The sequence below is a fragment of the Thiosulfatihalobacter marinus genome (assembly GCF_016019955.1).
Lineage (GTDB): Bacteria > Pseudomonadota > Alphaproteobacteria > Rhodobacterales > Rhodobacteraceae > Shimia > Shimia marinus_A.
In genome coordinates, this window is sequence record NZ_JAECRZ010000009.1 from 1 (window position 1) to 12,328 (window position 12,328).

The 12,328-nt window shown below is 60.5% G+C and carries 11 protein-coding genes; 9 read left to right on the plus strand and 2 right to left on the minus strand.

From position 1 onward, the window contains the following. The first annotated feature begins 254 nt into the window (after positions 1–254). Complete coding sequence (locus I3253_RS13565; protein ID WP_232272160.1) at positions 255–791, plus strand: hypothetical protein; 537 nt, start codon at positions 255–257, stop codon at positions 789–791. Positions 792–967: 176 nt separating this feature from the next. Here I3253_RS13565 and I3253_RS20715 read toward each other — a convergent pair whose 3' ends face one another. After that, complete coding sequence (locus I3253_RS20715; protein WP_258093597.1) at positions 968–1,399, minus strand: toll/interleukin-1 receptor domain-containing protein; 432 nt, start codon at positions 1,397–1,399, stop codon at positions 968–970. A gap of 335 nt (positions 1,400–1,734) precedes the next feature. Beyond that, on the minus strand, positions 1,735–1,956 hold the full coding sequence (locus I3253_RS13575; protein ID WP_102856492.1) for a DUF2188 domain-containing protein: 222 nt from the start codon (positions 1,954–1,956) through the stop codon (positions 1,735–1,737). Between the two features lie 157 nt (positions 1,957–2,113). On the opposite strand from I3253_RS13575, the gene I3253_RS13580 reads away from it, so the two are divergent. From I3253_RS13580 to I3253_RS13615, 8 genes are all read left to right on the plus strand, one after another. After that, positions 2,114–2,449, plus strand: a complete 336-nt coding sequence (locus I3253_RS13580; RefSeq protein WP_165198613.1) for a helix-turn-helix domain-containing protein — start codon at positions 2,114–2,116, stop codon at positions 2,447–2,449. Then, positions 2,436–3,290, plus strand: coding sequence for an ImmA/IrrE family metallo-endopeptidase (locus I3253_RS13585; protein ID WP_197918452.1), 855 nt, complete (start codon positions 2,436–2,438; stop codon positions 3,288–3,290). The genes I3253_RS13580 and I3253_RS13585 overlap by 14 nt, the downstream gene beginning before the upstream one ends. 600 nt (positions 3,291–3,890) lie before the next feature. Then, positions 3,891–4,820 carry a DUF2493 domain-containing protein gene (locus tag I3253_RS13590; protein WP_197918454.1) on the plus strand — a complete coding sequence of 310 codons (930 nt, stop codon included), beginning with the start codon at positions 3,891–3,893 and terminating at the stop codon, positions 4,818–4,820. Positions 4,821–4,952: 132 nt separating this feature from the next. After that, positions 4,953–5,969: a nucleotidyltransferase family protein gene (locus I3253_RS13595; protein WP_258093599.1), complete on the plus strand. Its 1,017-nt coding sequence runs from the start codon at positions 4,953–4,955 to the stop codon at positions 5,967–5,969. 539 nt (positions 5,970–6,508) lie between these two features. Continuing rightward, a complete protein-coding gene (locus I3253_RS13600; protein WP_007120662.1) occupies positions 6,509–6,715 on the plus strand; it encodes a hypothetical protein in 207 nt (68 codons plus the stop codon). Between the two features lie 500 nt (positions 6,716–7,215). Continuing rightward, positions 7,216–7,809 carry a helix-turn-helix domain-containing protein gene (locus tag I3253_RS13605; protein WP_197918458.1) on the plus strand — a complete coding sequence of 198 codons (594 nt, stop codon included), beginning with the start codon at positions 7,216–7,218 and terminating at the stop codon, positions 7,807–7,809. Beyond that, positions 7,796–10,129, plus strand: a complete 2,334-nt coding sequence (locus I3253_RS13610) for a relaxase/mobilization nuclease domain-containing protein (RefSeq protein ID WP_197918460.1) — start codon at positions 7,796–7,798, stop codon at positions 10,127–10,129. Before I3253_RS13605 ends, I3253_RS13610 begins: the two co-directional genes overlap by 14 nt. An 8-nt stretch (positions 10,130–10,137) precedes the next feature. Then, the gene (locus I3253_RS13615; protein WP_197918463.1) at positions 10,138–12,117 is read left to right on the plus strand and encodes a type IV secretory system conjugative DNA transfer family protein; all 1,980 of its coding nucleotides are present in this window, start codon (positions 10,138–10,140) and stop codon (positions 12,115–12,117) included. The last annotated feature ends 211 nt before the right edge of the window (positions 12,118–12,328 follow it).

The window sequence follows — 12,328 nt, forward strand, 5'->3', positions numbered from 1 at the left end:
CGAAGACCAGCGCGGCGGGCAGACCTTCTCGATCATCCCGTTCATCGACAGCGGTGAGCAGCCGCTGGACGCAGGCGTGGGGCTGTCGCTGGTCGCGTGACTAGCGCGTGAGAGAAGACAATTTGTACCGAAAGGGGAGCCGTGGGACCACGGTTCCCCTTTTTCCATGTCTGGCTGCACGACGCACGCATCTGCTTGCGATCTGCTGAATATGATATACGATAATATATTATTGAAAGGGCGAGGGTAGGCACATGGTGGCGAGACTGGGAAAAGCTCCGTGGTACGAGAGCTTTGATGTAGACGCCGAGGTTGAAGAGCTTCTTGCTCATATCGAGCGTTGCACCGGATTTGCGCTGCCTGAACGACAGCGTGATGTCATCATGACCCATGCAAGGGCAAAGCTCGACAGGACAAGGCAGGCATATCTGGAGGCCAAGGCGGCGGGAAAGCCGGTGTCCACATCGCGCCGCGCCTATCTGACCGACCTGCAGGACACGATCTTCATGGCGATCCCGGAAGAGAACCTCGCGCGGATGCCCCTGAGCGAGCAGGTTCTGAACGATCCATCATTTTATGCGGACGCCATGCACTATGCCGCCACGATCAGCGAGGAAGTGCTCTTCATGGCGCTGTCCTCTTCGCTGAAGGACATGACCGTTCAAGACGCCCAAGCCTTTGTCTCAAAGCTCTTGCACGGCACGATTGACGACAATACCCGCAAATATGCCGAAGCGTTGAAGCGCCCCGAGCGTGAAATCATGCCGCAGCGGCCTGGCAAAACAGTATGATACTGCGACCAATCGGTTCCTTGTTCTGGCGTTTCGTGACCCGATCTACGTGAGTTGCCGCGCGCATCAAAGGCGCGCTTGCTCCTCGGTTTCTGTTGCCGCTCGAAGTCAATGGGCGACAGCATTTCGTTCCGCGTGAACCCGCAGTTGCCATTCTGTATCACCTTCAGATTTCATCAAAGCGCCACCAATTCCGCAAGCTTTGCGGCCACATTTGTCATGCTATCTTCAGCAGTGCTCAAGCCACTTCGTGAGCCAAGAAGGGGACTAACTTCGCGAAGCTCCTCGTAAGTTGTTTCATGGACGATTGGGACAAGAAGATCGCGTGCCAACAATGCCGAAAGCTCTTTATCGGCAATTCCTTCGCTCTGAAGGCGGCGCAAAAGTGCTGGGGTGACCAAAACAATGCCAACGCGTGACTTCACAAGTCCTTTGTCGATTTCACGCAGAAGGTTGGAACCAAGCAGAACATCCTTCTCGCTGAACCAAACTGAAACGCCAGCTTCTTCCAAGAAATCGTGTAGTTCTTTCGCTGCGCCTCCTCGGTCGTCCCACGCGTGACACAGAAAAACGTCACGAATGTCAGGAATAGATGCCCGCTTTTCCACGTTTTCTCGGACGGGGGTGAGTGTTCGCACTTCGACGGGAGTATAAACCACCGTCGAGCCTGCTTTAGACCAACGCGGCTTTGTGTTGCCGCCAGATCTGGAACCGCCACCGCTTCGTGCACTTCCACTACTTCCCAACGAGGAATAGGATGGGCTGCGATACGGTGAATAAGAAAAATACGACCTGTAGCCACGCGAACCACCTCGACATGCCGGGCAATTTTCGGCCCCACTTGCCGTGCGATGACCATTCACGGGTGCTGTACACTGTGCCATTAGATTATCTCCTTTGTTCGTGGGCGCGTTGGAAAGGGGTCATATATCGCGACGCTAGTTCAGCCTTTTGGAGGATAGGGGTCGTTGCCGTAGCTCCAGGCTTCGCGGAACTGACCATTCCGACCCTGAATTCGGAGCTCTGAGCCCTGATTGCGAGCGATGTCGCGCCCGTGGTCGATAGCTTCGCGCTGAGTGTCAAAGCTGCGGGTAAGACGTTCGTTGCCTTCGCCACGGACGCCCCATTTGTCGCCATTACGAACGACATACTGGTTCTTAGACATTGCTGTCTCCATTTAGCCGGCCCCGTCATTGGCGACCGATAACGTATCATATGATCTTACGGAGCGAGTTGTCAAGTTAGCCGCTACGTGATAATATCATTGCATCTTACGGCGCGTTCCCTTATGGACTGCGCCGCTTTGATTCAGGGAGAGAAACATGACATTTGCGGTCCGTCTGAACGAGCTCCGGGTAAAAAAGAAAAAATCACTGCAGGAAGTTGCAGACGCCCTCGGAGTTTCCAAAACTCATATTTGGGAACTTGAGAAAGGTCGAACGGACAACCCTTCTCTCGAGCTGTTGACCAAAATTGCGGACTATTTCAAGGTGTCGATCCGGCATCTGGTGGGCGAAGATTTTGAGAACGACCAGAACGATGAAATGGCACGTATGTTCAGACAGGTCGGCGATTTAGAAGAGAATGACCGAGCGATCATAGATGATATGATCCAGTCGCTTCGAAACCGCCGAAAGGGGGCAAATGATACAAATTGACCGCATGGAAATTGATGATGCTGGGAGCGATCCGAAGAGGCTCGCAAAGGCAATTCTGGATCAACTTCCAGACGATACCGTGATGGTGCCGGTCAGAGATATCGCGAAGGCTATAGACATCTACGAGATCCGCGAGGAACAGTTGAGCGGTCTTGAGGGAGCTCTCATAGTTCCCAAAGAAAAGTCTGAAGGGGCAATTTTGATCAACAAAGATCGCCACGAAAGCCGAAAGCGCTATACGATTGCCCATGAGCTTGGGCATTATGTACATCCGTTCCATCGGGCCAATAGTCCAGACGGCTTCCGCTGTAAGAAGAGCGATCTGGCGGTCACAAAAGCTAAGCCGAATGATCCGCACTCACGGATGGAGCAGCAAGCAAACGAATTCGCAGCTGAGTTGCTTATGCCAGCACTGGCTGTTGCGTCCTTTGTCCGAGACAATGGCGAAGCCGATCTATCCCATATTCTTGAGCTAGCTCGACGCCATGATGTGAGCAGAGAGGCAGCAGCTCGACGCTACATTCCGCGGATCGGCGACCCCGCAGCCATAATTTTTTCGAATGGTGGCGTCGTCAGGTATGCCCGGTTGAACGAGTTTTTTCCCAAGTTATCAGTTTGCCGCGGCGACCAGGTTCCGCCGCAGAGCGTCTCTGCCCTCTCAACTGCGGATATTGGAGAAGTAACTGGCTGCGTAGAAGTTGCGGCGTACACTTGGCTGCAGAGGCCGGCCGGAGTAACGTTGTTTGAGCAAACGTTGGCGCAACAAAACGGTTTCAGAATGACATTGCTCACGGCTGAAATCGAAGAAGTTGAGGACGAATGGGAAGCTCCATCGTTCTGACGAAGTGCCGCTCTGTCTATCTACACATTGCATTTATTGGTGTCGCCTGCAGCGAATGTAAGCCTTCGGACCTCCCCTGCTCGGCTTCGCGTGTCGCAGGAGAGAACGGCCCTTCGGTCCGTCGCGCATTCGGCCATGCGGCCTCACCGCGGCGTCGTACCCGGCATCCCGGTTTGCCCGCCTCGCGAGCACGTTCCTCCCTGGCCGCTCCGCCGGATTGCGCTCTGGTCTGTTTTGCGGGGCAAAACGATCCCTCCGCTTCATCCGTCTCCCGCGTCCGGTCGGGCCGTTTGCCTGCTCGGGTCGGGCAAACCTACCGTCAATACACACACACATGAGCGTGGAAGCATATCCTCCGGATGGCCCCCAAATCAGCCCGCGTCAAGGATCGCAAAACTTTTCGGCGAGGGCGGGGTCTATGGCGTTGGGCGGTCCCGTGCGTGAGCGCGCGCATGTGTCGGGTGCTGCGCGCGGAAAACTTTTGCGCCCGGCAAGCCGGCGGCTGCGCCGTCCCTGACCCGGGCAGATTCGGAAACCAGGCATTCGGCCATGCCCCCACACTCACGTGGTGGCTCCACAACCGACTACTGGAGACCAGACATGGCTTACGACAATGCAAACACCTACGAGACCATTGAACTTTTCGGACTGACCGAGAAGGACGCACAGCTCCCGATCCCGGAAGATCACTTCCTGACCGACCGCATCATCCGCGAGAGCTTCGAGGCTCTGCTTGGCTCGCTGCGCGGGACTGGGCTCGAGGCAGAAATCGAACCGCTCGCCCATGGGCTCGCCACGATCCTGCAGCGGCGCAAGGTGGCGCTCGGCAAGGAGGTCGACCGCACTGCGGACAAGATCGGCGCGCTGGCAAAGTCCCACGACGGGTCGGAGATCGCCGAGACCGCACTCGAAGAGGCGCAGGCGCGCTTTCTGCACCTGCGCGAGATTGTCAGCGCCATCGAGGTGATGAGCGAGGCGGCGGCGGAATGCTACGAGATCGAGACGGGTCACGCCTTCATCCCGGCGGCAGGCTCGCGGGCGAGTGTCCGGGCGCAAGAGACTGGGGCGGTCTTCGAGGCCCGGCATCTGCTCGAACAGCATGATCGCGAAACCGCCGAGAAGTCGAAAGTCGAGGGGGTGCCCCTGATCGTTTCGGGCGCCACCGACTGGACCGATGTCGATGTGATCTTCAACACGCTCGACAAGGTTCGGGAGCGGATCAAGCAGAACCGTAACCAAGAGATATTCCTCTGCCACAAGGGTGGCAAGCACGGGGCGGAGATGATCGCGGCTCGGTGGGCGCGGGCGCGCGGGGTAGCGCAAGCGCGCTTCGATCCGCGCTGGTCCGCACACGGGCGGGCGGCACCGTTCAAGTGCAACGACGAGATGCTAGACGACAAGTTCGCGGCGACGGGGGTTGTGCTCTTCGGCGGCAACGGGGTCGCGCTGAACCTCGGGCAGAAGGCGGAAGCGAAAGGCCTGACGGTCATGCGGGTTGCGGACCCGGCGAAGAAGGCGTCGCAGGATTGAAGAGAGAGGGTCGCCTTCGGGCGGCCCTTTCGTCGTTTCTTATGGGTGTGGACGTTCTCCAAATCACTTTGCCTAGCAATTTCCTGTTTTGATAGGTATATGAATGCCAAGCAAAACTTGGAAATGATAGGCATGACCCCACTCAGCAGCATCGCGATGAGCGCCTATACCGACCTGGTGCGTCTTCTGAAGGACGACGCCTTGTCCGGTGTCGAAGGCAAGCCCACGCTCAAGGAGCGTGGGGATAAGGCTTATTGGTATGCCGCGCGCCGTGTCGGGACGGAGATGCGGTTCATCTATATCGGCGAAGACAGCGACGAGACGCGCGCGCGCATCGACCGGATCGAAGAGCTGCGCGCAACGGCCAAGGATCGGCAGGCGGAACGGTCGCGGCTTGTCCGGCTCTTGCGTGCGGAAGGCATGACGCCCATCGACCGGGCGACCGGTTCCATCCTGTCGGCCATGGCCGCAGCCGGAACCTTCCGTTTGGGTGGCACCATCGTCGGAACCAATGCATTTCGCCTCTATGAAGGCGAGCTTGGTATCCGTCTGCCAATTGGCGGTATGGCCAATACTGGCGACATCGACATCGCGCAGTTCGAGAAGCTCAGCGTTGCGTTGCAGGATCAGGTCGACCCGGGTCTTGCCGAGACGTTCTCGGCGCTCAAATTCGATCCTCTGCCAGCTCTTGACCAAGGTCGGACATGGCGATGGGCCCAGGGTGGCAGCGGCCAGTTGGTCGAGTTTCTCACACCGGCGTTCGGAGATGAGACCATCCGTGATCTGCCAGCATTGGGCGTGAACGCCCAAGGATTGAACTATCTCAACTTCCTGATCGCTGAGCCGATCCACGCGGCGGCGATCTATAGATCCGGCGTTCTGGTGCAGGTGCCCCGCCCGGAACGCTATGCGATCCACAAACTGATCATTGCCGACCGGCGCCGCGATGGGGCAGGGAGCCTGAAATCCGCGAAGGACCGCGAGCAGGCGGCTTTCCTTATCGAAGCGATGGCCGAGGACCGGCCCGATGATCTGGCTCGGGCCTATGCCACCGCAATGGAGGTTGGGCCGCGCTGGCGGGAGCACATCGGCAACTCGCTGAAGCGAATGCCTGATACCAGCGGGTTGCTCGACAGCTTGGGCGCGTGATGACCGTAACGGGGTCGTGCTTGGCGCGGCCCTTTCGTCATGTCTCATGGCGCGTGCGATCGGTCACACTTTTTCAGCAACTCGCGGCGGCCAGCACCGTCATCCCTCTACCCAGCCCGTCAGAGTTCGGCCCATCCACATCGGTACGGGCTGGGGATGGTGCGCACCTCGCACATCGTCAGCAGCGCAAGACCGAGGGGGCAAGACGTCGCACATGACGCTGAAGACCTGCACAACCCTCGGGTGGTGTTTCGGAACATCGCATCCACGCGGGCGGGCGTCATCAGCACCCCGGCCAGGATCGGCGGGACGCGGACGCGGATGGTGGCGACTGCGTGATGGCACAGGTCAATCGGGTCCCTCCTTTTTGCTATGCATGTGGATCGCACGGGGTCGGCCCGTTCGTGCCCTCAGCTCACGCTTCGGCAAGCACAAATACGGCTTCCGCGGCGGAGCCGCGAACCCTCCGCATTTGCACTTGCGACCGGGCCTCTTGCCCCCGTGCTGGCAGATCCCCATCGCAACAAGGAGTAACCCAAATGACCAACCACTACGTCGCCACCGTCCCCGTCAAGTTCACCGACACCGATGGCCAGGAGCGCACCCGCTTCCAACGCGTGGGCGCGATGTTCCGCAACACCCGCAACGGGGATGGATCGGAGTTCTTCAGCCTCAAGCTCGACTTCCCGGTCGCGGTCTCGGAGCTGGTGATGTTCCCGCCGAGCGCGAAGGATCCCCAGGACTGAATCCTCTGACGAGGATGGGCCGCCATCAGGCGGCCCGGTCCCTGTTCCAGGGATGCCGGGTCCGGCGGGGGTGATCGCCGACCGGAAGGGTCAGGCCGCGACAGACCGGCCAGTCAGCCTCAAGGGGGCCATCCACAAAAACCTATCGGCCAGGGCCTCCCGGTTTTTGCGGCAGAGATTTGGCAAGCCAAATCTGGCCCTCCTTGACCCTGCCTGTCCGCCCTGTCGGTGGGGTTTGTGCCCGCCCGCGGTTCCGTCCGAACACATGCGTGTTCGGCCAGACCTTCGGGCGGTTTTGGGGAAGGGGACCCATTGGACAGGTGGGTCGCCCGGTGGTGAGGGCGGCAGAGCCGCGTCCCTGCGGGCCGCGGCGTGAAGCGGACACCAAGACTGCCTGAGCCTGAATGCGCCGTAAGTATATAATTGACAGATAGGTATATTATCGTAAGGTGAGGGCAGACTTGGTGGAAGGTGGCAGGAAATAGGGGGTCTTTCTTCGCATGTCGCGCTCAAAACGTCTCACCGATGCGGACCGCATGGAGATCGTTCGCGAGGCTGCGGAAGGTGTGACCACATCGGCCCTGGCGGAGCGGTACGGCGTGTCGGTGCGGGCAATTCAGTACACGCTCAAAGCTGATGCCGAGCGCCAGACGGATGCCGCCATTCCGGTCTCGGCGGTCAGTGTGAAGGTTACGGCTGCGGAGCTTGCGGCGCTCGACGAGGTGCTGGCCGCCGCCGGGATCGAGAGCCGGGCCGAGGGGCTGCGGCGGCTCATTCAGGCGGCAGGCGGGGTGTTCGTTCCGGATGCGCAGATGGCAGCAGAGATGGCGCGCTATAGGGCTTCTTTGCATGAGGTTGGCAATGGGGTCGCACAGATCGCCAAGCAGATGACGCGGGCCAATCGGATGGGGCAGGGGGCTGATGGCGGCACGCGTGCCGAGTTCTCCGAATTGCGGCTTGCGCAGATGCGCGGGCTGGCGCGGTTCATCCTGGATTCTGCTGACGAGATCGATCTGCTCCTGCGCCGTCGTCGCGACGCGATGCAGCTGGAGGCTACGGCCGCGCTGAGGGAGTTTGCCCATGCGGCTGAATGATGCCGTTGATGCCGTCACTGGCGAGGTCTTCCGGGACGGCTGGAGCCGAATCCGAGGCTCGATGCAGGGGCTGCATGTCGCCAAGCAGAGCCAGCTTGCGCGCGTGGCAGCAGGGCATCGGCCAGCGGTCTTCAAGGCGATCCGGGGTGGGGGCACGCATACCAAATCGCAGCTGATGAACCAGCTCGATTACCTCACCACCAAGTCTACTCATATCGTGGACAGTAGCGGGTTCCTCGATGGCAAGGCGAAGCTCGAAGCGAAGGACATCAAGGACCTCACCGAGCGCTTTGCCAAGCGGTGGGACGCGGGCTTCAAGCCTAAGCTTGGGCAGACCACCCATATGCTCATGTCCTTCCCCATCGGCACCCGCGGCGAGGACGTGCGCGACATCGCGACGGATGTGACCGAGCGGTTCTTCCAGACCGATGAGGGGCATTTCGACTACATCATCGCGGTGCATGAGGACCGCGATCACCCCCATGCGCATCTGGTGCTGAACCGCCGCTCGCAGGAAGGCGAGTTCTTCTTTCTGGGGCGCAACCACCGCTTCAACTATGACGACTTCCGCCTCGCCATGGTCGAGGAGGCGGAGAAGTACGGCGTGCGCCTCGAGGCCACGCGCCGCGTCGATCGGGGGCTCATGCATTACCCCGCCCGGACCAGCGAGGTCTATGCGGCGAAAGAAGAGGGGCGCGCGCCCCGCGAGCGCGAACGCGTGGGCACCGACCTGACGCGGACGCTCGCGGAGATCGCCAATACCAGAACCGTCTACCACTCGCTTGCTGCGGAGGCATCGCGCGAGGCCCGTGAAGATATTGCCACAGCCCTTTTCCGCGCGGGTGAGGTGCTGGCGCGCGGCGGGCAGCTGGACCGAACAGGAGATGTGTATATGGCCGAGGATCAGAGTTTCGAGGATCTGAGAAGCCTCTACGCGGAAAAGCTCGCGCGGGTGCAGGGCATGATCGCCGAGAAGTCTGACGCGGAACGTCCCGTGCTGGAAAAACGCCTCATCGAGATCCAGACGCAGGTCCAGCACATGCAGCCGCTCGGATTGCGTTCGAGCACGTTGTCAGAGGCGCCCTCGGAAGGCGGGATCTATTCTGAGGCCAATATCGACGCCAGCCGGCTGGACCGTCTGGCCGAGCCGGACTTGCGGTCGCGCATAGACACCGCGCTGCGCGGAACCGGGATCAGCACATCGGAAGTGGTGGCCCGGATCGAAACCAGGGCCTCGAATGCCGCGCTGGAGCATCAATGGATCGCAGATGATCTCTCCAAAGTGGCCGAGGCGCGCGATCTGAACCTCGAACGCCGCGCCGATCTGGAACAGGCGCGCGACATTCTCAATGACGTGCATGTGGAACTTGGCACGCTGTTGGAGCGCGAGAACGTGCTGCGCCGGGATGGCGTCATGGAAGCGGAAGCGGTCAGCGAGCGGTTCCACTATCAGGAGGACGCGGTCCGGGCGATGGAAGGGGCAATCCGTCAGGAGATGCGCGCAGAGGGTCTGACAGCGGAGCAGATCGAGGCTCGGGACTGGGAGGTGGCCTCACGGGCGGAGCGCCGGATCGAGACGGAGCAGCGTGCGTATCTCGAGGCACATCCGGAGCTGCTCGCCCGTCCGGACGATGTGATCGACCGGTCCGAGCCCTACCGGGAGACCATCACAGATGTGGCCCGCGCCAGCGAGATCACCCGCGAGGTCGACCGGATCATGGAGCGTCGCGATGCCCGCACCCCTGTTGCCGATGCTGTCACGGATGACTTGCGCGCGCGCTATCCGGACATGCCGTCCCACCTCGCCCGTGGGCTCGGCGCGACCTATGCCGCCGTCGTCGAGATCCGGGATACGGAGGTCATCAATCAGGTCCGCCGCGAAACCGAGATGCGCGACGGGCCCGGGTTGGGCAAGCGTGACGAACGTCTAGCGACCCGCGATGAAACTGCACCGCAGTTTGACCGGTCCGACCGCCTCGCAGAGGAGATTGCGCGTGTTCTGGACCATGAGCGGGCGGGGGAGTTGTCCGCGCCCTTCGAGACCGACGCGGAGCGCGACGCCTTCCGCGGTGAGATCGCGCGGGTGCTGGACGTTCGCCAACTAGACCGGCTCACATCCGGCGATGCCGATGCGCTGGACAAGGTTCTCGAGGACCGCCTCGACCGGCTCTATGTCGCCAAGGTCTACCTGCAATCCGATGCCGCGACGGCCAACACGGAGGCCCTGCGTCAGGTGGTCGATGAACTGGCCGATGCCGAATTTGAAAAACACCGCGCGACAGACGTGGATGGCGAAACCGAGCGGGGTCAGGTCCATTGAGCGCCGCCATGGGAAAGGCGCGGATCGCCACGGGCGTCCTGTTGGTGACGCTGGTGACCGGGGCCATGGGCTATACCATCGCCTCGGCGGTACTGACCTACCAGGATCTAGGCTTCGGGGCCGAGATCGACTTTGCCTATATCGCGCAGAACTATCTGGCGATCCTCGATCGCCGCCCCGAGGATGCCCAGCTGATCCACCTGATCATCGGCAGCTTCGCCGCCGCCGGCATGATGCTGAGCCTCGCCCTCTCGGGGTCCGCTCTGACACGCTTTGGCCAGACCCATTGGCAGTCTGCGCGCGAGATGAAGTCCAATGGTTTTTTCGGCGCGCCCGGCACCGGCTTCATCCTCGGCAAGCTGGGTTCTCCAAAATCCAGCGCGAAATACATTTGCTCGAAAGTCTTCCCGCACGCGCTGATCGTGGCCCCCACGGGCCGCGGCAAGACCACGGGCTTCGTCATTCCAAACTTGCTAACCTGGCAAGGCTCCGCCGTGACGCTCGATGTGAAGGGGGAATGCTTCGAGGCAACAGCCCGGCACCGCGCAGCCCAGGGCGACAAGGTCTATCGTTTTGCCCCCACCGATTGGGAGGGCAAGCGCACGCATCGCTACAATCCGCTCCTGCGCATCTATCAATTGAAGGATCCCGCGCGCCAGCAGATGGAATTGCAGCTCCTGGCGACGCTCTTCCTGCAAAGCGACAATGACCGGGTTCAGGGTCTCCTGAAGGGCGGGATCGATCTCTTCGTCGCCGCAGGGCTTTTGGCCTTCCAGCGAAAGCGCCCGACCCTAGGCGAAATCTACCGCATCGCGGCCTCGGGCGGGAACAAGCAGAAGGAGTATTTCGCGCGGGGTCACGAGGTCGACAACAGGGCGGCCAAACTGATCTTCACGCGGCTGGCCTCGACCAACAACGACACGCTGACGTCTTACGTCTCGCTCCTTATGACCTCGGGGCTCGATCAATGGCAGAACCCTGCGATCGATGAGGCGACGGCAGTTTCGGACTTCGATTTCCGGACGATCCGCAAGAAACCCTTTTCAGTCTATCTCGTTGTCCAACCCCTCATGGTCAAACCTCTCGCGCCGCTGATCCGGCTGTTTTTCTCCGACCTGCTCTCGGCCATGCAGGAAAAGGACCCCGGGCCGGATGAGCCATGGCCGGTGATGATCATGCTCGACGAGTTCAATCGTTTGGGCAAGATGCCCATCGTGGTCGAGAGCATCGAGACCCTGCGCACCTATCGTGGTCACCTGGCCGTCGTCACCCAAACCATCCCCGCCCTCGATGAAATCTATGGCGAGAACACCCGCCGCGCCTTGCAGGGCAACGCCGGCGTGAAGCTGTACCTGACGCCCTCGGATGAGAAGACAGTCGAGGAGCTGAGCAAGGCGGTCGGCAAGACCACGAAGACCGTGGTCACGCGATCTCAATCAATCGGCAAGAACCCATTCGAAGGCCGCAGCCAATCGACACGGACTGAGGAAAGCTCGCTGTTGCCGGAAGATGAGGCGCGCCGCCTGCCGCTCGACGAGATCGTCATGGTCATCGATGCCCAGATGCCTGTCCGCGCGAAGCGGATCCAGTATTTTAACGATCGGCTGTTCAAGGCGATACACGCGGCGCAGACGGGCGAGTTGCCGTTCCCGGAACCGGGGGGAGGTGGGTCGCAGGGCACGTTGCCGTTGAGTATGCGCGCGATGCCGATGACACCGCCAGCGAACGAGTCGGGCGGACCCGAGGCCGATGTTGAGGCCGCACTCCAGGCTCCTGATGGCCAATCGTCAGGGAAAACTGATGTCGCTCCAAAGAAGACCGCGCCTGTCGTTCAAGCCGTCGTCGCCGAGGAACAGCGGCAGATGGAGATGAATTTTGTGGCGCAGGTATCATCGGATTATCTGCCGCGAGGCGAAGTCAATGAGGATGTACGGACGGCTGTGGATGGTCTAAGCGAGATTGAGACGATTTTGAAACAAGGCCTTTGAGGCGACCTACCGGTTCGTCGGATTAGAGATTTGATCGAAGAGGAAAGCTGGACAAGACTAAGCCTCATATCGAAGGGTTCGCGGCCCTCATTTTGAAGTCGACCGCCCACATTTTTGGGCTATTTGCTGCGCATCGAGCCAGATGCCGAATTTACTCGTCCTCAACATAGAATTGCGCTAGTTGGCCGTGACGTTTTGTTTAGAAAGAAGC